This window comes from Microbaculum marinum, assembly GCF_037855135.1.
GTDB classification, from domain to species: Bacteria; Pseudomonadota; Alphaproteobacteria; order Rhizobiales; family Tepidamorphaceae; genus Microbaculum; species Microbaculum marinum.
This window is the reverse complement of the sequence record NZ_JAZHOF010000007.1, coordinates 312453-332922: the sequence shown is the minus strand read 5'-3', so window position 1 is coordinate 332922 and position 20470 is coordinate 312453. Positions and strand designations below refer to the sequence as shown.

The 20470-nt window shown below is 64.5% G+C and carries 20 protein-coding genes; 14 read left to right on the top strand and 6 right to left on the bottom strand.

What is annotated here, in order from left to right; translation table 11 throughout:
* Positions 1 to 145: 145 nt before the first annotated feature.
* Positions 146 to 1741 (top strand): serine hydrolase, encoded by a 1596-nt coding sequence (locus tag V3328_RS18260; protein ID WP_340331130.1) that lies wholly within the window; start codon positions 146 to 148, stop codon positions 1739 to 1741.
* Between the two features lie 70 nt (positions 1742 to 1811).
* Entirely contained in the window at positions 1812 to 3782 is a 1971-nt protein-coding gene (locus V3328_RS18255; RefSeq protein ID WP_340331129.1) for an acetyl/propionyl/methylcrotonyl-CoA carboxylase subunit alpha, read from the top strand.
* Between the two features lie 12 nt (positions 3783 to 3794).
* On the opposite strand, the gene V3328_RS18250 is transcribed toward V3328_RS18255, so the two are convergent.
* Both V3328_RS18250 and V3328_RS18245 read right to left on the bottom strand, forming a co-directional pair.
* On the bottom strand, positions 3795 to 4907 hold the full coding sequence (locus V3328_RS18250; protein WP_340331128.1) for a hypothetical protein: 1113 nt from the start codon (positions 4905 to 4907) through the stop codon (positions 3795 to 3797).
* 163 nt (positions 4908 to 5070) lie between these two features.
* Positions 5071 to 7020 carry a VWA domain-containing protein gene (locus V3328_RS18245; protein ID WP_340331127.1) on the bottom strand — a complete coding sequence of 650 codons (1950 nt, stop codon included), beginning with the start codon at positions 7018 to 7020 and terminating at the stop codon, positions 5071 to 5073.
* A gap of 119 nt (positions 7021 to 7139) precedes the next feature.
* On the opposite strand from V3328_RS18245, the gene V3328_RS18240 reads away from it, so the two are divergent.
* The 5 genes from V3328_RS18240 to V3328_RS18220 all read left to right on the top strand — a co-directional run bounded on the left by V3328_RS18240 (position 7140) and on the right by V3328_RS18220 (position 10557).
* Entirely contained in the window at positions 7140 to 7721 is a 582-nt protein-coding gene (locus tag V3328_RS18240) for a nitroreductase family protein (protein ID WP_340331126.1), read from the top strand.
* 1 nt (position 7722) lies between these two features.
* A complete protein-coding gene (locus V3328_RS18235; protein WP_340331125.1) occupies positions 7723 to 8439 on the top strand; it encodes an HAD family hydrolase in 717 nt (238 codons plus the stop codon).
* 117 nt (positions 8440 to 8556) lie between these two features.
* On the top strand, positions 8557 to 8994 hold the full coding sequence (locus tag V3328_RS18230) for a DUF1489 family protein (RefSeq protein ID WP_340331124.1): 438 nt from the start codon (positions 8557 to 8559) through the stop codon (positions 8992 to 8994).
* 188 nt (positions 8995 to 9182) lie between these two features.
* Positions 9183 to 9809, top strand: coding sequence for a vWA domain-containing protein (locus tag V3328_RS18225; protein WP_378759024.1), 627 nt, complete (start codon positions 9183 to 9185; stop codon positions 9807 to 9809).
* 13 nt (positions 9810 to 9822) lie between these two features.
* Complete coding sequence (locus tag V3328_RS18220) at positions 9823 to 10557, top strand: DnaJ domain-containing protein (protein WP_340331122.1); 735 nt, start codon at positions 9823 to 9825, stop codon at positions 10555 to 10557.
* A gap of 5 nt (positions 10558 to 10562) precedes the next feature.
* Here V3328_RS18220 and V3328_RS18215 read toward each other — a convergent pair whose 3' ends face one another.
* Complete coding sequence (locus V3328_RS18215; RefSeq protein WP_340331121.1) at positions 10563 to 11960, bottom strand: serine hydrolase; 1398 nt, start codon at positions 11958 to 11960, stop codon at positions 10563 to 10565.
* 416 nt (positions 11961 to 12376) lie between these two features.
* Here V3328_RS18215 and V3328_RS18210 point away from each other — a divergent pair, with 416 nt between their 5' ends.
* From V3328_RS18210 to V3328_RS18190, 5 genes are all read left to right on the top strand, one after another.
* Complete coding sequence (locus V3328_RS18210; RefSeq protein WP_340331120.1) at positions 12377 to 12709, top strand: phasin family protein; 333 nt, start codon at positions 12377 to 12379, stop codon at positions 12707 to 12709.
* Between the two features lie 333 nt (positions 12710 to 13042).
* Positions 13043 to 13375: an ATP-dependent Clp protease adapter ClpS gene (gene clpS / locus V3328_RS18205; protein WP_340331192.1), complete on the top strand. Its 333-nt coding sequence runs from the start codon at positions 13043 to 13045 to the stop codon at positions 13373 to 13375.
* 9 nt (positions 13376 to 13384) lie between these two features.
* Positions 13385 to 15823 (top strand): ATP-dependent Clp protease ATP-binding subunit ClpA, encoded by a 2439-nt coding sequence (gene clpA / locus V3328_RS18200; RefSeq protein ID WP_340331119.1) that lies wholly within the window; start codon positions 13385 to 13387, stop codon positions 15821 to 15823.
* A gap of 37 nt (positions 15824 to 15860) precedes the next feature.
* Positions 15861 to 16589, top strand: a complete 729-nt coding sequence (locus V3328_RS18195; RefSeq protein ID WP_340331118.1) for an AzlC family ABC transporter permease — start codon at positions 15861 to 15863, stop codon at positions 16587 to 16589.
* On the top strand, positions 16586 to 16933 hold the full coding sequence (locus V3328_RS18190; protein ID WP_340331117.1) for an AzlD domain-containing protein: 348 nt from the start codon (positions 16586 to 16588) through the stop codon (positions 16931 to 16933). The genes V3328_RS18195 and V3328_RS18190 overlap by 4 nt, the downstream gene beginning before the upstream one ends.
* Positions 16934 to 16939: 6 nt before the next feature.
* On the opposite strand, the gene V3328_RS18185 is transcribed toward V3328_RS18190, so the two are convergent.
* Positions 16940 to 17365, bottom strand: a complete 426-nt coding sequence (locus tag V3328_RS18185) for an HIT family protein (protein WP_340331116.1) — start codon at positions 17363 to 17365, stop codon at positions 16940 to 16942.
* Positions 17366 to 17541: 176 nt separating this feature from the next.
* Here V3328_RS18185 and V3328_RS18180 point away from each other — a divergent pair, with 176 nt between their 5' ends.
* Complete coding sequence (locus V3328_RS18180; protein ID WP_340331115.1) at positions 17542 to 17976, top strand: organic hydroperoxide resistance protein; 435 nt, start codon at positions 17542 to 17544, stop codon at positions 17974 to 17976.
* Positions 17977 to 18066: 90 nt separating this feature from the next.
* Here the strand turns inward: V3328_RS18180 and V3328_RS18175 are convergent, their stop codons facing one another.
* Positions 18067 to 18645 carry a beta-class carbonic anhydrase gene (locus V3328_RS18175; RefSeq protein ID WP_340331114.1) on the bottom strand — a complete coding sequence of 193 codons (579 nt, stop codon included), beginning with the start codon at positions 18643 to 18645 and terminating at the stop codon, positions 18067 to 18069.
* 267 nt (positions 18646 to 18912) lie between these two features.
* Between V3328_RS18175 and V3328_RS18170 the strand changes: the two genes are divergently transcribed.
* On the top strand, positions 18913 to 20016 hold the full coding sequence (locus V3328_RS18170; protein ID WP_340331113.1) for a YeeE/YedE family protein: 1104 nt from the start codon (positions 18913 to 18915) through the stop codon (positions 20014 to 20016).
* Here V3328_RS18170 and V3328_RS18165 read toward each other — a convergent pair.
* Complete coding sequence (locus V3328_RS18165; protein WP_340331112.1) at positions 20011 to 20460, bottom strand: acyl-CoA thioesterase; 450 nt, start codon at positions 20458 to 20460, stop codon at positions 20011 to 20013. The two genes, V3328_RS18170 and V3328_RS18165, sit on opposite strands and share 6 nt — an antisense overlap.
* Positions 20461 to 20470: the final 10 nt, after the last annotated feature.

Genomic DNA, 20470 nt, shown 5'->3' with positions numbered 1-20470 from the left:
CGGCGCGGCGCGAACGTTCCGACCCGAAATGCGTCCGCCGGCCGCCCCGCCAGTGGCTCAGAAATTCACTGGATTGCGATCTTGGGTTGTGTCACCGTCGCGCGTTTTCGGGCGACGAGGTCAACGGGGTTCGGGGTCCATGGAGATGCATTCAACACGTTTGCCGTTTGCCGACGCAAGCGGCCGCCTGTCCCGCATTCTTCTGCCACTGGTTCTGACGGTTGCATTCGCCTCGCCGACGATTCCGGCGCGGGCCGACGACGACGTACCCGGGTTCGTCGCCGAGATCGTGCCGGAACTGGAAGAGTACATATCCCAGGGCATGTCGTCCTTCGACTTGCCGGGCCTGGCGGTCGGCATAGTCACCGGCGACAAGCTCGTCTACGCCAAGGGCTTCGGAACCCGTCGGAAGGGTGGCGAGCCGGTCGATACGAAGACGGTTTTCCAGATCGGTTCGACGAGCAAGGCGTTCCTGGCCACGATGCTGGCGATCTCGGTGGACCGCGGAGATTTCAAGTGGGACGACCGGGTCGTCGATATCGACCCCACGTTCCAGATGAAGGATCCCTGGGTCACGCAGGAGTTTCGGGTCTTCGACATCATTTCGCAGCGGTCGGGCCTGCCGCCCTACGTCAACGACATCTTCAGCATGCTGGGGTTCGACAGGACCGCGATGATCCGGTCGCTGCGGTTCGTCGAGCCGCGGACGAGCTTTCGCTCGACGTTCAGCTACACCAATCTGACGCATCTCGTGGCCGGCGGCATCGTGACCCGTGCGGCCGGTGCTGAGGACTGGGAAGCGGCTCTCCGCAGCGAGATTTTCGAGCCGCTGGGGATGGACGATTCGTCGGCCAGTGCCGCCGGTATCGAGGCAGCCCCGAATCATGCCGTCGGCCACCGCTGGACGGCGGACGGTACCGTAGAGGTGCCCTTCACGCATCTGTTCCCGTACAATCTCGACGGAGCCGGTGCGATCAATTCCAACGTCGAGGACATGGCGCAGTGGCTGCGCCTGCAACTCGCAGACGGCAAGTTCGACGGGGACGAAATCGTTTCGAAGGAGAACCTCGCGGCCACCCGGGTGCCGCGGGTCGGCCTGTCGGACACGTACTCCTATGCGATGGGGTGGGGTCTCCAGTCGACGCCGAACGGCGAGATCATCTGGCACAACGGCGGCACACTTTCCTTTGGCGCATTCGTTGGAATCCTGCCTTCCAGAAATGCCGGCATAGTCGTTCTCAGCAACGAGACGAACATGGGCTTCCCGGACGCCGTCGGCTTGTGGGTTCTCGACCGGTTCCTCGGTAATCCCGAAATCGACTACGCGGCGCAGAAACTGAACGCGGCCAAAGCGCTGGGCGAGACCGCGTCGGCCCAGCAGGACGCCTCGGCCGGGCAACGGTCACCGATGCCGTTCGAGCAGCTTGCAGGTGACTACCGCAATGATGCCATGGGCCCCGTGACTGTGACGCAGGAAGGCGATGCCCTTGCCGTGGCGTTCACCACCGGGGCCTCGATCACTCTGACGCCCTGGCGCGAAGACGTCTTCGCAGCGACCCTTGCGCCTGTCAGCGGATTCGAGACGATTTCCGAGTCGCTTGGTCCTGATCCCATCGCCTTCGCGCAGTTCCAGATCGACGGATCGGGCAGCCACAATCTCCTTCGGCTGTCCATGGAGGACGGCCAGAGCTACGTGTTCACGCGGGTTCGGTCTGCCTCGGAGGAAGGATCCGGCGAGTAGCCGCTCGGCATGGCCGCCGGAAGTCGAACTGCAGATTGCCCCCAGCCGGTTGCAATGACATAAGAACGGGATGTTCGACACCCTCCTGATCGCCAACCGGGGCGAGATCGCGTGCCGGGTCATCGCCACTGCCCGTCGCATGGGGCTGACGACGGTCGCGGTCTATTCGGATGCCGACGCAGGAGCCATGCATGTCGAACTGGCCGACATGGCGGTGCGGATCGGTCCGGCACCAGCCACCGACAGCTACCTGCGTGCCGACCGCATCATCGAGGCGGCGCGGGAGACCGGGGCCGGGGCGATCCATCCCGGCTATGGCTTCCTGTCCGAGAACGCAGCCTTTGCCGAAGCCTGCCAGAACGCCGGATTGATCTTCGTCGGGCCGGATGCATCCGCGATTCGCGCGATGGGGCTTAAGGACGGTGCCAAGGCGCTGATGGAGAAGGCGGGGGTGCCGGTCGTGCCCGGCTTTCACGGCGCCAAGCAGGACGCGGACTTCCTGCGCGAGAAGGCATACGAGGTCGGCTATCCGGTTCTGATCAAGGCCGTCGCCGGTGGCGGCGGCAAGGGCATGCGCCGCGTCGACAAGGCGATCGAGTTCGACGATGCCCTTTCGGGCGCCAAGCGGGAAGCCAAGTCGGCGTTCGGGGACGACCGCGTCCTGATCGAGAAGTTCGTTTCCAAGCCGCGCCACATCGAGATGCAGGTGTTCGGCGATTCCCACGGCAACGCCGTCCACCTGTTCGAGCGCGACTGCTCGCTGCAGCGCCGCCATCAGAAGGTCATCGAGGAAGCGCCGGCCCCGGGCATGACCGAGGGCCTCAGGACCAGGATGGGCGATGCCGCGGTGAAGGCCGCGCTCGCCGTGGGCTATCGCGGCGCCGGAACGATCGAGTTCATCGTCGACGGTTCAAAGCCGCTGTCCGACGATTCGCCGTTCTATTTCATGGAGATGAACACGCGGCTGCAGGTCGAGCATCCGGTGACGGAAGCGGTGACTGGCCAGGACCTCGTGGAGTGGCAGTTGCGCGTTGCCGCGGGAGAGCCGCTGCCGCTGATGCAGGAGTCGATAGCGCTGTCGGGGCACGCCGTCGAGGCGCGGTTGTACGCCGAGGATCCCGATAACGGCTTCCTGCCGTCGACCGGCCGGTTGCAAGTCCTCGAACTCGCTGCCGGCGATGGCATCCGCATCGATACCGGTGTGCGCGAGGACGACACCGTCGCACCGTTCTACGATCCGATGATTGCCAAGGTCATTGCCTGCGGCGCAGGCCGCGACGAGGCGCTGGACCGCCTGTCGGCCGCGCTGCGCGCCAGCTTGGTTGCCGGCCCCCGGTCCAATATCGGCTTTCTCCAGAAGCTCGCCGACGATCCGGATTTTCGCTCGAACCACTTCGATACCGGCCTGATCGATCGAAAGCTGGACGGCCTCGTCAGCGTCCCCGACTCGTTGCGCGAGGCCGCGGTGGCCCTAGGCGCACTGCGGCTGATCGAACGCGAGGGGGAGCGCATCGAGACAGAGCGGAGGCGCCGCTCGAACGAGGCAGCCTCCCCGTGGAGTGTCGCCGACAGCTTTCAGCTCAGCGGCATACGGCACGTTGCCAGGCCCATCCTCGTCGACGGGGCACCAGGGACGGTCGGGATTGAATGGGCCGAGGGCGGTCCGGCGGTACGCGTCTCGGGCCCGGTCAACGGCGAGGACGAGCTGGATGCGGATCTCGTCGACACCGTCGAGGGGATCTATGTCCTCGTCGACGGTCGGCAGTTCCTGGTCGCGAGCCGCAATGCGCTTTCCGGTGACCTGGACACGCCGGATGGAGACGCCATCGTTCGCGCTCCCATGCACGGCAAGGTGATTTCTCTACATGTGGAGACGGGAGCGACCGTCGCGCGCGGCGACAAGCTTGCGGTGATCGAGGCCATGAAGATGGAGCATACGCTGACCGCCGGTCGGGCCGGAACGGTCTCCGAAGTGGCTGCGAACGAAGGCGAACAGGTTGGCGAAGGCCAGAAGCTGATCGTCATTCACGCAGAGGAATAGGCCGGCCGTACTCTATCTCGCGATAAGCTCGACCTCGGAATCGCGGCCCGGCTCGACCACGAATTCGCGGCTGTACAGATTGCCGTCGTGGCGGGCGACGACCGAATACTCGCCTGCGGCCAGCACGTGTGCGGGGAAGGCCCCGTAACTTTCCTTCACCACGTCGCCGCCCGGAGACAGGATGCTCCAGGCGGTATTCGCCAGAGCTTCGCCACCCTGTTCGTTGACCAGCTTCAGCGTCACTTCGGCAGCGCGATGCATGATCGTCGCCTCGGTGAGTTGGCCGGGCTGCACGCGAATATCCGCGCGCATCACGGAATTGGCGTCGCCGAAGCGGCTGACGACATGATAGGTGCCGGCGTTGAGGGGAATGATCTTGCCTGCGGGCGCCTCCTCGACGAGCAGCTTGCGCTGTCCGTATTCATCCTGTTCGGACGAGTAGATCGACAGCGACACCTGTCGGTCCGACAGCGCTTCCTCGAGCTCGCCAAGCGGCGATACGCGCATTCCACCCGCATTCAGGTCAAGCGCCTGCTGTTGCGGGCCGTCGACCAGTGAAACACGCGACGCCGTGTTCGCCAGGCCGTAGGCGACATGGACGATGTAGTCGTCCGCCGGCAGGCTGAAGACCGGGGCCGCATTGTGGCTTTCCTCGACGAGCTCGAATGACCCGTCGGCGGCGGGCTGGGCGCGATAGATTCGCCAGGACAATCCGTCTAGCAACGTCTCGCCACCCTCGACGAGACGGGCGGTCACCTCGAGCTGCCGGCTCGGCCTGGCAATGTCGCTGAGCGGCGTTTCGAAATTGCCGTCCGGATTCATGTCCAGCCCCTGCAGCAGATCGAGCGGCGTGCCGCCGGGCAGGGTGACCGGTCTGTCGGAGGAGGGGGCGCGCATCAGCGGTCGTGCCCGCGGCAGCGGGACGGAGGTGACCTGGGCGACGACGATTGGCGATGCGGGCGCCGCCCCGGCGACCTCCTGCTCGCCGGTAGCGTGGACGGGCGACGCTGCAGCCACCGGCGCGGCGAGTGCGGCGAGCACAATGGGACCCAACCAGAATCGTACCGGACGTGACAGGAGTTTCTGGAGTACGGTCATGGAATCGGTGCCGGCTGGATTCGTCACCGTGGAACGTATCGTGTGACGGGATCCGCTGTCGAATTACTAGTGGGTTGTAGCCGGCCGATACTCTCGGCCGGCTGCAACTGAGAGCAGAGAATGTGGCATGGATGCGGCGTCGTCGCGCGGCTGCGGCCGTTCGACCGCAACCGCGCGACCGGCCCATTGCTCACGATGGCGGTGCAACGCGGATCTCCTTGGATTCCGCAGAGCCGATCGAAAAGGTCTCGGTCGTGGCAGTGTCGCCGACGGTGAGGCGAACCTCGTAGTCGCCGGGTGCGAGAACGTAGTCCAGCTCCTCGCGCACCGAGGCCCCGACCTTCTGGCCGCTGGCATCCATCACGTCCCAGCGCACCCGGTCGGAAGGGTCGCCGTCCACGACGAACTTCACGAAGCCGGCCTGCTGCTCGATGGCGACTTCCGCCAGCTGGCCGGTCGAAACTTTGACGTCGGCCTCGGCGCGGACGTTCTGCGAACCCAGCCGGGCGACAACGAAGTAGTCGCCGCTGGGCAGACGGAACACCGGCACCGGCCGCGTCGAGGCGGTGATGCTGGTCCTCTTGCCCGACATGTCCTTCGTGGCCGAATAGACGTCGTAACGGATCGGCACTCCGGACGGTTCGCCGGACAGGCCGGTCACAGATGTCTTCAGTTGAAGTGCCCCGAGGTCGATGACGATCTGGCGCTCGGTGCGTTGGTTGGCAGCGACTTCGACCTCGGTCGATCCTTCCGCTTCGCCGGTGGTTGCAACCACGCGATACTTGCCTGCGGGCAGCCCGAATTCGGCGATCTGGCGCGCCGACCTCGCGATCTCCTTTCGTTTGCCCGACAGGTCGGCATTGGCTTCCTGCACAATGAACATGACATCGTCGAGGGGATCGCCGTTTTCGGTGACCGATGCCGAAACGACCAGCATGCCGGCGCCGAGCACCACCGCTTCCTCGGTGAGCTTGCCGGCCTCTACCGACACCTCTTTGCCGGCCTTTGCGCTCTTGAACTGGCCTTCGACGTAGTAGTCGCCGGCGGGCAGGAAGAAGTCGGCCTTGGCGCTGCCGCTGCGCGCGATCTCCTCACGCTTGCCGCTCATGTCCTTGGCTGCGCTGTAGACGATCCAGTAGGCCTGGCCAAGCGGCTCGGCGCCCTCGCTGGGCAATGCCACAATCGTCAGACGTCCCGCGCCGAAGACGAAGACTTCCTCGGCGACGCCGTTCTCCGGGATCTCGATTTCCCGCCCCTGTCGGGCCTGCTTGTGGGAGACCTCGACCCAGTACCGGCCGGGGGGAAGTTCGAGTTCCGGGAGGGCACTGCCGCTGCGCTTTACCTCCTTGCGCTTGCCGCTCGCATCCGCCTGGGGCTCGGATATGACCCAGTATGGCCCCTTCTGAAGCGGTTCCATGCCTTCCGCCGGTACTGCCGAGAGCTTGAGGTTGGGCCCTGTATGTGCCGGTTGCTCAACTGGCTCCGGCTGCGGCTCGGGTTCCGCTGCGGCGACCTCCTGAACGGCGGTGTCGAGCGCGTCGGTGAGCTCTCCGGCGTTCCTGGCCTGGAAGAACTGACCGCCGGTGAGTTCGGCAAGGCAGGAGAAGCTTGCGGCTTCCTCAGCGGAGACGTCGAAGCCGACAACGTGTGCCGTGAAGTCGATCCCGGCCGACTCGAGCTCGGCGGCAAGCGCACACGGGTCGGCGTTGCAGGTCTCGATGCCGTCGCTGACGAGGATGACGGTCGCCGGCACGTCGGTATATTTCAATGCCTCCGCGGCGCGGCGGACCGCCTCCGTGAGCGGCGTCCTGCCCTTCGGCGAAATGCCGTCGATCACCGACATGTAGGCGGAGGAATCGACCGGGCCGACAGGGACGACGGTTTCGATGTCGCCGCAGTCGCCTTCCGAACGGTGCCCGTAGGCCAGGATGCCGAGGCGCACGTCCGAGGGAATGTCGCCAAGAACGTCGCGTACGACCTCGCGGGCGATGACGATCTTGTTCTTGCCGTCGATCTGCCCCCACATGCTGTTGGAGGCATCGAGCACCAGCATGACGTCGCGCTGTTGGGCGTGAATCGGACTGGTCAGGCTTAGGGCGGCGAGAAGAAATACGACGATTGAGACAATTTGCTTAAACATGATTGGAAATCCGGATCTTTGAACGATAAACAGCAGGAGATCCCTCTATAAAGCGGCAGTCCGCCGACGTCACGACCCCATTGGCAGGCGGCCGCCCCGAAAAATCGGCACCATTGAGCATGACGCAAACGTCTACCGAACTGATGACCTATCTTTCGGCCCGCCGGTCGATTCCGGCGGCCAGGCTGATCGAACCGGCGCCGTCGGGCGCTGAACTGGAACGGATCCTGACCGTCGCGGCGAGGGTGCCCGACCACGGCAAATTGGCACCGTGGCGGTTCATCGTCCTCGCCGGCGCGGACCGGAACGCGTTCGTCGACCGGCTCATGGAAATCTGGCGGACGAACAATCCGGACGCCTCCGAGGAGGCCGGGCGTATCGAACGCGGCAAGCGCGACGGCGGCCCGCTGCTGGTCGTCGTCGTATCGCGCGCCGGTGAGCACCCGAAGATCCCGGTGTGGGAACAGGAACTCTCCGCCGGTGCCGCCTGCATGAACTTCATCCACGCCACGAACGCCCTCGGCTATGCGGCGCAGTGGCTTACCGGCTGGCCGGCCTACGATCGCGACGTGGCCGCCGTACTGGGTATGGAGGAGGGCGAGCGCATCGCAGGATACATGCATGTGGGAACTCCGGACGAAGGCCCGATCGAGCGCGACCGGCCGGACCTTGCCGACATCGTCAGCCATTGGCGCGGCTGAGATGGCCGGGCGCCGTCAGGTCCGCGGCGTATTGCTCGACAAGGACGGCACCCTCATCGACTGCGACGCCACCTGGGAACCGGTTATCCGACAACTCGTCGCCGAGCTTCGGCCCACCGGCGAACCGGCAGCGCTGCTGGAGGCGGCGGGCCTCGACCGGGCGACGAGCCGGTTCCGTGCCGGCTCGGTCTGGGCAGCGGGCTCGACAAGGGACCTCGTGCGACTGTGGTGGCCGCAGCTGGAGGCGGACGACGCCGACGCCCAGTGCGCCCGCGTCGATGCCATCTGCGCGGCGATGGGCCCGCATACGTCTGCTCCGCTGCTCGACCTGGACGAATTGATCCGGGAACTGGAAAGGCGCGACCTTGTTGTCGGCATCGCCACCAACGACTCCATCGCCTCGCTTTCGGCGTTCCTGGATAGGCAGGGCCTGGCCGGTCGCATCCCCCATCTGATCGGCTACGACAGCGTCGCCCGCGCCAAGCCGCACGCCGACATGGTTCATGCTTTCTGCGGCGCCACAGGGCTCGATCCGGAGGAAGTGGCCGTCGTCGGCGACAACACGCACGATCTTGAGATGGCGCGAGCGGCGGGGGCAGGCTGGGCGGTCGGCGTCCTAAGCGGGAACGGCTCGCGCGACGACCTGGCGCCGCATGCCGACGTGATTCTCGACGGGGTGTCCGATCTTCTCGCCTGGATCGACGGCGGGGCGGCGTAGCCAGGGCCGCGCCAAGTCGGATCGGCTCCCGGGCGCGCCTGCACTTTCCTGTTCATAGCGCCGCAGGCGAGGCGTCGCGGCTTTGCCGTTCGGCATCGAGACGCTAGTTTCGGGTCCATGACCGTCAATCTCATCAAGCTTTGCGTCGGCGCCGACTCCGTCGAGGATCTCTCCGGGTGGATCGATCAGCGGCTTGCGGCGAAGCGTCGCGCAGGGACGGTTGCCGAGCAGGTCCATGTCACCCGCATGACCCCGAAACGGCAGGATGAACTGCTCGACGGCGGGTCGCTGTATTGGGTGATCAAGGGGATCATCCAGTGCCGTCAGCGCCTTCTGGAACTGAGACCCGTGACCGGCGACGACGGAATTTCGCGATGCGGTTTCGTGCTGGAGCCCAAGGTCGTGCTGGTCGAGCCCCGGCCGCGCGGGCCGTTCCAGGGCTGGCGGTATCTCGATTCCCGGGACGCACCGCCCGACCTGGGGGCATCGACGTCGGGCATCGCCGAAATGCCCACCGACATGCGTCGCGAGCTCGTCGAGATGGGCCTGCTGTGAGGTCCCGACATTGCGATTCTGCTCAAGGACGCCAATTCTAGGGAGAGCAAAGCGTCCAGGCGGCACGAAGGATAACAGCGAAGATGTCCGGGGACCGGAAAACCCCAACGACACGAGCCGATGCGAATCCGGTCGAGGAGGCGAGCAGTCGCTCGCAGATCGATGCCTTTCTGGCCCAGGCGCGGACCATGTCCTCCGCGCGTCCGGCGGGCGGGCGGGGCAGGCTTGTCTTCGCCATGGACGCGACGATGAGCCGCCAGCCGACCTGGGACACCGCGTGCAAGCTGCAGGCGGAGATGTTTCACGAAACGGCAGCGATCGGCGGTCTAGATGTGCAACTGGTCTATTTCCGCGGTTTCAACGAATGCCGGGCCAGCCGATGGGTCAGCGACCCCGGCGCGCTCGCCGGGCTGATGACCCGGATCGATTGTCGTGGCGGCCACACGCAGATCCGCAAGGTGCTGTCGCGGACGCGAGACGAGAGCCGCAAGAAGCCGGTCCAGGCGCTCGTCTATATCGGCGACTGCATGGAGGAATCGATCGACGAGTTGTGCGCAATCGCCGGCGAAATCGGATTGACCGGCACCCGCGCGTTCATGTTCCACGAGGGCCGCGACGCGATCGCGGAGCGCGCTTTCCGCGAAATCGCGCGCCTGACCAACGGTGCCTACTGCCGGTTCGATGCCGGATCGGCACAGCATCTGCGCGAACTGCTGTCGGCCGTTGCCGTCTATGCGGCCGGCGGGCACAAGGCGCTGTCCGATTACGGCAAGGGACGGGGCGAGGCCCAGCGGTTGCTGCAGCAGCTGCGCTGAGGTGAACTAGACGATGGGCGCCTTCTTGCTCGGTCTGATCGGAATCGTCCTGGCGATCCTGGCGTTCCGCGCCTTCGTCCAGGCCAATCCCGCGTCTCTTGCCGTGGGACTGCGAAGGGGAGGGGGCATCGCCCTGCTTGTGGTGGCAGCCGGCCTTGCCGTGCTGGGACGCTTCGCGTTTGCCGCGCCGATCGCCCTCGTCGGCCTCTCCCTGCTGGGCTTCCGCAGCAATCCCTTTGCCGGGATGGGGGCGCGCACCCAGCGCACCGGCGGTCAGACCTCCTCGGTCCGATCTCCCTGGCTCGAGATGATTCTCGACCATGACAGCGGTGAGCTTGGGGGGCACGTCCTGCGCGGCCAGCATGCCGGCCGCGCCCTGGAATCGCTCGACGAGGAAACCCTGCTCGACCTTCTCGCGGAACTCGACGACCAGGAGAGCCGGCAGCTACTCGAAGCGTATCTGGACCGCCGGATTCCCGGTTGGCGTGAACACGCTGAGGCGGATCCGGGTCCGGGGGAGGGAGGTGCGACCGGGTCTGGCCAGCGCGGTTCCCAGGGGCCAATGACGGAGCAGGAGGCCTATGAGGTGCTGGGCGTGACGCCGGGGGCCGATGAATCCGACATCCGCAAGGCCCACAGGGAACTGATGCTGAAAATGCATCCCGACCGGGGCGGGTCGACCTACCTTGCCGCGAAGATCAACGAGGCCAAGGAGTTTCTGCTTCGCAAACATGGCCGACGCTCCTGACCGCATCAGTTCCGGGCCGGGAAGCAGCCGAAGGCGTGCTGCTTCAGTTCGGCGCAGGCAGTATAGGCGGTATTCTGATCAAATCCCGCGAACCGGGCCCGCCACAGTGTCTCCCCGCCTTTCGACGTCGTTTCCGTGAATGCGGTTGCCGAGCCCAGCATACCGGGAGCCCGGGCCCGCGCCTTCTGCAGCGTGGCATACGCCAGTTGCTCGTTGTTGAAAGCGCCGACCTGGATGACCCAGTCGCCATTCTGGACCGTTGCCGGCGCCGCGGCATTGGTGTCGCCCTGCTCGACGACCTGGGCGGGGACCGGGGTGGCGGCGGCGGCGACAGCGGGCGGCGCGACGCTGCCCGTGGTGTCGCTCGGGGCTTCGAGGGGCAGCGACTTGCCTGCGGCACCGGCTGTCACCAGGGTACCGGGAACCCGGATTGACGGTACAACCAGCTTCGGAACCGGGATGATCTGGGCGGCCGAGGTCCGCACCGGCAGGGACGCCTGGTCCGGGCGGCTCGGCGGCAGCGGCGCGTTGGCGAACATCATCGCGCCGCTCGTCGCGGCTTTCTTGATGTAGGTTTCCAGCAGGTCCTGCATGTGCGCATCGCGGGTCGCTCCAGTCCTGCCGCCCATCACGACGCCGACGATGTGGCGTCCATCCCGCCGCATCGATGACACGAGATTGAAGCCGGACGCGCTGATGTATCCCGTCTTCATCCCATCGACACCGGCGACGCGGCCGAGCAGCTTGTTGTGGTTCCCGTACGTCGCACCTTTCCACGTGAAGCTCTTGGTCTGGAAGTATCCATAGTACTGCGGAAAGCGCCGCATGGTCTGAATGGCCAGCGTCGCCATGTCGTGCGCCGTCGTGTACTGGCCGCTGTCGGGAAGACCGTGCGGGTTGCGGAAGTTCGATCCGCGCATGCCGATGGACCTTGCAGTCTGGGTCATTCGGGCTGCGAAATTCGACACCGAACCGCCGAGATTCTCGGCGACCACCACAGCCACGTCGTTTGCGGATTTCGTTACGAGCGCGCGGATCGCCTGATCCACGGTGATCGTCTCGCCCGGCCTTATTCCGATTTTCGAAGGCGCCTGGTTGGCGGCGTTCTGGGATGCCTTCAGCGGCGTATCCAGCCGGATCTTCCCCGCATCCAGGTCCTCGAAGACGAGATACAGGGTGAGGATCTTGGTGAGCGAGGCGGGATAGCGCTTGTCGTCGGCATATCGCGAGAAGAGGATATTGCCGTTGGACGCGTCGATAACGAACGCAGCGTACCTGTCCTCCGCCTTGGCCGGCGGTGCGGCGAGAACCGCGATCCCGACTGACGCCAGCGCGACACCCCTGGCCAGTCGTCCGAACGATGAACTGAAGTTCTTCCGGAATTGCCGGAGTACGCCGATCATAGATCGATCCCCATTCCGTTAGCAGGTCGTTGCGTTCCGAAGAAAGGCTGGCGCGAGATGCTCAACGACGATGCCGTCGACCATTGATGCAGTCTCAAACCGGGATCCGCCTGGTCGTCAGGTCTTCCCCGCCTTCCCCGCAGTCGTGCAAGCAACCTCTAAACATGGTCCCAATTGCAGCGATTATGCGGCGACGTCGAACCCGCCGCATAGATTCAACGTTGAGCGTACGGGCGAGCGAGTTAGGAAACCGTAAAGGCTGTTCCTGATCGGGCCATTTGGCCGCCGCCTCATTTATTGTGCACTGCAAAACAATCTTGACATTAATGCTGCAATGCATATATCAGGATCGCAATGCAATAAGGCCGGTCGCGCCGGCCATGACGCCGCCCCGATCTAATGAAGGAGACCCGCCCATGATCAACGGTTTCGAAGATTTCCAGAAGCTCGGCAAAGAGAACATGGACCAGGCGATGAAGAGCTTCGGCTCTTTCAACAAGGGCTTCCAGGTGCTCGCCACCGAGATGGCCGACTACTCCAAGAAGTCGCTCGAGGATGGTGCCTCGACCTTCGAGAAGCTGATGTCGGCAAAGTCGCTCGATAAGGCCTTCGAGATTCAGACCGACTACGTCAAGTCGTCTTACGAAGGCTTCGTCGCGCAGGCCACCAAGGTCGGCGAGCTTTACGCCGACCTGGCCAAGGACGCCTACAAGCCTTTCGAAGGCGCCGTTGCCAAGGCAACGAAGTAAGCTGCAGGCGACAGCCTGACCTGAGTTGAGTATGCGCGTAGGGCCCGGCCGTAAGGTCGGGCCTTTTGCATTTTTTCGACGCCGTGAACCCCTAAGCGTCGAAATTTGTCCGCCCTGCCGTCGCGGCGGGTGGAAACGGGCACCTTCTCTCCCTAACTTAATCGTCGTCTAGCCTGTTGTTGCCCGTGCCCCTAAGATGGGAGTCGCGGAAGGTGGCCGCGGCTTTTTTTGAATGTCTATCGTCCTTGTTGCGCGATGCTGACAGGTGCGGGAGAGCGCATAGAAATGAAAGGATCGAAAGGTTCCGATCCCCTCGTGCACAGGCAACTGGTCATGGTCCGCCGGGGGGCGGATGGCGGTGGCGACGATGAATCCGGAACGGGCATCGTCACCAAGGTTCGTCCCAAAACCAAACGGCCGAACCTGTACCGCGTCCTCATACTGAACGACGACTACACACCGATGGAGTTCGTCGTTCACGTGCTCGAGCGGTTCTTCAACAAGGGACCGGAGGAGGCGACCCAGATCATGCTGCACGTCCACCACAACGGCGTGGGCGAATGCGGCGTTTACACATACGAGGTCGCCGAGACGAAAGTGACCCAGGTCATGGATTTCGCACGCAAGCACCAACATCCATTGCAGTGCGTCATGGAGAAGAAGTAGGATCGACACGTGCCATCGTTCTCGAGAAGTCTTGAGCAAGCCCTGCATCGCGCGCTCGCCGTCGCAAACGAGCGCCATCACGAATATGCGACCCTGGAGCACCTGCTGCTGGCGCTGGTCGATGACCAGGATGCCTCGGCGGTCATGCGGGCATGCAACGTCGACATCGACGCCCTGCGCCAGAACCTGACAGACTACATCGACAACGAGCTCGACAACCTGATCAGCGAAACCGGCGAGGATTCCAAGCCAACGGCCGGATTCCAGCGCGTCATCCAGCGCGCCGTCATCCATGTGCAGTCGTCCGGTCGCGAGGAGGTGACCGGGGCGAACGTGCTGGTCGCCATCTTCGCGGAGCGCGAGAGCCACGCTGCGTTCTTCCTGCAGGAGCAGGACATGACGCGCTACGACGCTGTCAATTACATCAGCCACGGCATAGCCAAGCGGCCGGGCTATTCGGAGACGCGCACCGTGCGGGGATCTGACGACGAGACGACGGAAAGCGAAGACGGCGAGAAGAAGAAGTCGGATGCTCTCGAGGCCTATTGCGTCAACCTGAACCAGAAGGCGCGCGAAGGCCGCATCGACCCGCTGATCGGACGCGAGTCGGAGCTGCAGCGCACGATCCAGGTGCTCTGCCGGCGCCAGAAGAACAATCCGCTGTTCGTCGGCGATCCGGGCGTCGGCAAGACGGCCATCGCCGAGGGACTTGCCCGTCACATCGTCAACGGCGATGTGCCGGAGGTGCTGCAGAAGGCGACGATCTTCCAGCTCGACATGGGCACGCTGCTCGCCGGCACGCGCTATCGGGGTGATTTCGAGGAGCGTCTGAAGGCTGTCGTCAAGGAGATCGAGAAATATCCCGGCGCCATCATGTTCATCGACGAGATCCACACCGTGATCGGCGCCGGTGCGACATCGGGCGGAGCCATGGACGCCTCAAACCTGCTGAAACCGGCCTTGCAGAGCGGTCAGCTGAGATGCATGGGCTCGACGACCTACAAGGAATACCGCCAGTATTTCGAGAAGGATCGGGCTCTCGTCCGCCGGTTCCAGAAGATCGACGTGAGCGAGCCGACGGTTCCCGACGCAATCAAGATCCTCAAGGGACTGAAGCCATATTTCGAGGATTTCCACGGCGTCAAGTACACCAACGACGCCATCAAGTCGGCGGTCGACCTGTCTTCGCGCTACATCCATGATCGCAAGCTGCCGGACAAGGCGATCGACGTCATCGACGAGTCCGGCGCCTCGCAGATGCTGTTGCCCGCTTCCCGGCGCCGCCGTTCGATCGGCGTCAAGGAGATCGAGGCGACGGTCGCGACGATGGCCAGGATTCCGCCGAAGACGGTGTCCAAGTCGGATTCCGAGGTGCTCGCGCATATCGAAGAGAACCTCAAGCGGGTCGTGTTCGGCCAGGACAAGGCAATTTCGGCCCTGTCGGCGGCGATCAAGCTCGCGCGCGCCGGCCTTCGCGAGCCTGAGAAGCCGATCGGTTCCTACCTGTTTTCTGGGCCCACCGGTGTGGGCAAGACCGAGGTCGCAAAGCAACTCGCCCAGCTGCTCGGTGTCGAACTGCTGCGCTTCGACATGTCGGAGTACATGGAGCGCCACACGGTCTCGCGCCTCATCGGCGCGCCGCCAGGCTATGTCGGCTTCGACCAGGGCGGCCTGCTGACCGACGGCATCGACCAGCATCCGCACTGCGTGTTGCTGCTCGATGAGATCGAGAAGGCCCATCCCGACCTCTTCAATATCCTCCTGCAGGTGATGGATCACGGCAAGTTGACCGACCACAACGGCAAGCGTGTCGATTTCCGCAACGTCATCCTGATCATGACGACGAATGCGGGCGCGGCCGACATGGCGCGTGCTCCCATCGGCTTCGGACGCAGCAAGCGCGAGGGCGAGGATGTGGAAGCGATCAACCGCATGTTCTCGCCGGAATTCCGCAACCGGCTCGACGCCACGATCGCGTTCGACAGCTTGCCGGCAGCCGTGGTGGCGACAGTCGTCGACAAGTTCGTCCTACAGCTCGAAGCGCAGCTGTCCGATCGCGGCATCACCATCGAGCTGACGGAGGAGGCCAACAAGTGGATCGCCGACCGCGGCTACGATGAACAGATGGGCGCACGGCCGCTGTCGCGGGTCATCCAGGAGCACATCAAGAAGCCTCTCGCGGACGAGGTGCTGTTCGGCAGGCTGAAGGGCGGCGGTGTGGTTCGGGTCATCGTCGAGACACCGGAAGGCGGCGAGACCAGGCTGGGCTTCGAATTCCCCGAGCCGGAGGCCAAGCCAGCGCGCGAGAAGCCGGTCAAGAAACCGTCCAAGCCGAAGAAAAAGACGGCTGCCCAGAAGGGCAACGGGTCTCCCGAGACCGATAGTCCGAAAGGCGGCGGTTCACGCACTGGGCCGAGCGTTCCGAAGATCCCGCTGACGAGTGAATAGCGCGCCTCGACCTCCGGCCCGCCGGTAGGTCTCGCCCATGCGCGGCGAGACCACCGACGCCGGCGGATGGAGCCGGAGCGATGCGGTGCGCATGGGCGCGGCCCGGGCGCTCAGCGTTCCCGGCATCGTGCTGTTCGGCTCGTTCCTTGGATTTGGCGCCTTCGCGCGCGCGGCAGGACTCGATGCCGGCCAATCGCTGTTCGTGACCATCGCAGTCTTCGCATTGCCCGGACAGGTCGTGCTGGTCGATCAGATCGCCGGTGGCGCGGGAGTCGTGGCCACCGCCATTGCGGTGACGCTGACGGCCGTCCGTCTGCTGCCGATGACCGTCGCAATCCTGCCCGTCATGCGGACGTCGAGGACGTCGATCCCGAAACAGGTACTGCTGTCGCATTTCGTTGCGGTGACGGTCTGGATCGAGTCGATGCGACGAATGCCCGATCTCGACCGCCGGCTCCGCATTCCGTTCTTCCTCGGCGTCGTCCTGACGCTCTGGCCGATCTGCATGATAGCCACCGTTCTCGGCTACTACATGGCCGGTGGTGTGCCGTTGCCGATCTCGGCGGCGCTGATCCTGCTCACCCCGCTCTACTTTCTGCTCTCGATGATGTCGGCAGCCAGGCATCGGATCGATTGGCTCGCGATTGCCGGCGGCCTTTGCCTCGGTCCCGTGTTTCACCTCTATGCTCCCGGCCTCGATCTGCTCTGGACCGGGCTTGCGGGGGGGACGTTCGCCTACCTGCTCGGGCGCGCGAGGCGCGCATGAACGGTGTCGGAGCAGGGGTGTGGCCTTACCTGTTCATCGTCCTGGCCGGCTTTGCGGCGACAGACCTCTGGCGCATTCTTGGCGTGTTCCTGTCAGCCCGGATCGATGAGGACAGCGAGGTCCTGCTGTGGGTGCGCGCAGTCGCGACTGCCCTGGTCGCAGGGCTGGTCGCCCGGCTGGTCATCTATCCCGTCGGCGACCTGGCCTCCACCGCACTGACCGTTCGCCTCGCGGCAGCCGCCATAGGAATCGCCACCTTTTTCATCGTCCGCCGCAACATGCTCGCCGGCATTCTTGCCGGTGAGGCCGCTCTTCTCGCCGCCGTGTGGCTTGTGCCGGGCTAGGGCGGATCACGCCGCGAAGGCCGCCTTCACCGTCTCCGCGGTCGCCGCCAGCACGTCCTTGTCCTCCATCGTCCGGCCGTGCGGCTTGAGCGGCACGTCGGCCCAGCGGGGGATGATGTGGAAATGCAGGTGGAACACGGTCTGGCCGGCCGCTTCGCCGTTGAATTGCTGGATCATGAAGCCGTCGGCGCCGAGAGCGTCCGTGAGCTTCGGGGCAAGTTTCTGCACGACGCCCATGAGATAGGAGAGGTCGTCCGCACCGATGTCGGTCAGCCCGGTTGCCTTCACTTTCGGAATGACCAGCATGTGCCCCTTCGAGCGTGGCATGATGTCGAGGAAGGCAAATGTCCGATCGTCCTCGTAAACCTTGAAGCAGGGAATCTCGCCGCGCAGAATCCTGGCGAAGATGTTGTCGTCGTCATAGGCGGGCATCGCGGCCTCCGTGCCGTTGGGTTTCGACCGCTAGAAGCCAGAGCAGCCCGGCCCGGTCAACCGCGCGCACATCGGGTGCGCGCGAGGCAGTGCGAAAATCTTCTCCCAGGCATCGCCACCGCCGTAGTCCGGCCTATGTTGCAGCGGGTCGGCATCTCAACAGCAAGGAGCCCCCGATGGGAATCAAGCCGCTTTTCACCGCGACCGCGACTGCCGTCGGCGGCCGCAATGGACATTCCGAAGCATCGGACGGGTCGGTTTCGGTCGACCTGTCCGTACCCAAGGAGATGGGCGGGCCCGGCAATCCGGACACCACCACGCCGGAGCACCTGTTTGCGACCGGGTATGCCGCCTGCTTCGGCGGAGCGCTGGACTTCGTTGCGAGCCAGCACAAGAAGAACGCAAAGAATGCCGCCGTCACCTGCAGCGTCACGATTGGCCCGCGCGACGAGGGCGGCTTCGGCCTCATGGTGAAGCTGCACGTCAAGGACACCAGCCTTCCGGAGGCCGAGCTTCGGGAACTGGCCAACGAGGCGCACGAGAAGATCTGCCCGTACTCTCACGCGACCCGCGGGAATGTTCCCGTGGAGATCGAGGTCGAGGGCGTCTGAGCGCCACGGCGCCGGGAGGCTCGTACAGACATCGGAACTTCGGGAGGCCGTGGCGGCCTCCCGCTGTCTCCGGCGACGTCGAGATGCGAGTTACCCGGCCGCCCCGGCTTCGGTCGCTTCGGGGACTTCGACGAGCTCGCCGGTCCTGACGTCGTAGATGTACCCGTAGATCGGGATGCGGGCCGGCACCAGCGGATGATCTCGCACACGCTTGACGTCGGCGACGACGCTCTGGGCATTGTCCGAGATCGTGAGCCAGTCGATATAGTCGCCTTCATGCGAGCCGGGACCGGCGCCGTGGTCGTGCCAGCCGCTGGCATCCACGGTCGACGTTTCGAGGCTCGATTCCAGCAGGCCGCGCATGACATCGTCGGTGAACGTCTCCATCCCGCAGTCGGTATGGTGCACGATGAACCACTCGCGGGTTCCAAGCAGCTTGTAGGAGATGACCAGCGAACGGATGGCATCGTCGCTCGCACGCCCGCCGGCGTTGCGAATGACATGGGCGTCGCCTTCGGACAGGCCGGCATACTTCGCCGGGTCGAGACGGGCATCCATGCAGGTGAGGATGGCAAATGCTCGTGCCGGCGGCATCGGCAGGTCGCCCTTGTCGAAATCTGCCGCGTACTTCGCATTGGCCGAAAGGACTTCGTCGCGAATCTTGCTCATGCCGTGCTGCTCCCGTTTGTGCTGGCCGGTGTTCCGGGCAAACCCGAACCCGTGCCGCTGAGGATCATTCGCGCCACGAAGCGTTGCAGAGGTGCAGAGCGGATGATCCCGCACATATCTAGCGCAGGGGTCGATTTCTCCAATCGGTCGAGGTCCGCGAACAACTGGACGCGGATCCGAAATTCGCCAACGAATCGAGGTTGAGCGCTATGAAAGCCCATGCGTTTCCAGTCTGCCCGGAGACGACAACTCGAAAGGACATTGGAGATGGATGAAGTTCCCGTCCATGTTCTGGTCGCCGCGGCAGGTTTCGTCGCCGGGATCGTTTTCGGGGCCACCGTGCAGCGGACCAATTTCTGCACCATGGGGGCGCTGTCAGACATCGTATTCATGGGAAGCTATTCGCGGTTCCGCGCCTGGCTTCTGGCGATCGCCATCGCGATCCTCGTTAGCCAGGCAATGGACTATGCGGGTATCGTCGACCTCGACCAGTCGATCTACCTCACCACCAACTTCGGGTGGCTCGGGGCAATCGTAGGCGGTCTGCTGTTCGGCTTCGGCATGACGCTTGCGGGAGGCTGCGGCAATAGGATCCTTGTGCGCGCCGGAGGCGGCAACCTGAAGTCGATCGTCGCAGTGCTGTTCCTCGGCATCTTCGCCTACATGACGTTGCGCGGCCTTGTCGGCGTGGCGCGCGTGGAAATGGAGCAGGCCGCCAATATCGACCTCTCCCGCTACGGCCACGCCACGCAGGCCGTGCACGACGTGCTGGCGACATCGCTGGGCCTGGGCGGCGAGGCGATCCGCTGGCTGGTTACCGCCGTCGTCGCATTCGGGCTGCTGTGGTACTGCTTCAAGGATCGGGAGTTCAGGTCGTCGCCCCGCGATATCGCGGCGGGCGTCGTCATCGGCCTGCTGATCCCGGCCGGCTGGTGGATTACCGGCGTACTCGGCAACGACGATTTCGACCCGACGCCTCTCGGGTCCTTCACCTTCGTGGCGCCGACTGGCGACAGCATCCAGTATCTGATGACCTTCACGGGTGCCGCCATCAATTTCGGCATCGCCACCGTCTTCGGCGTGATATTCGGTGGCTTCGTAGCTGCAGTCGCCTTTCGCGAATTCCGTCTCGAGACCTTCACCGACGCCAATGACGTCCTGCGTCACATTTTCGGTGGAGCGATCATGGGTATCGGCGGCGTCATGGCCCTCGGCTGCACAATCGGTCAGGGCGTCACCGGCCTGTCGACGCTGGCGCTCGGGTCCTTTGTCGCCTGGTTCTCGATCATGGCCGGTGGTTTCCTCGGCCTGAAATATCTGGAAGAAGGGTCGCTGCCGGGTGCCGTCAAGGCGCTCCTGACGCGATCATGACCCCTGCGGGACGTCGGAGATTTCCTGCAACGCCTTCCGCATGGCAGCGGGCAGCGGCCGGGGACGTCGCGAGGCCGCGTCGACATAGACGTGCACGAAGCCGCCCTGGGCGGCTGCGGTTTCTCCGTCCTTGGCAAAAATTCCGACGCCGTAGGTCACGCTCGATGTGCCGATACGGTCGACCCTCAGGCCGCCCTCGATCGGCTGCGGGAACGCCAGCGGCGCGAAATAGTGGCAACTGCTGTTGACCACGAGCCCGATGATGTCGCCGCTGTGAGGGTCGACGAGACCGTTCTCTACCAGGAAGCCGTTCACCACCGTGTCGAATAGCGAGTAGTAGACGACATTGTTGAGATGGCCGTAGATGTCGTTGTCCATCCACCGGGTGGTAATCGGCTGGAACACGCGGTAGCGATCGCGGCTGTCCGGAGTGGGGCGGGACACGGGCAGTCAT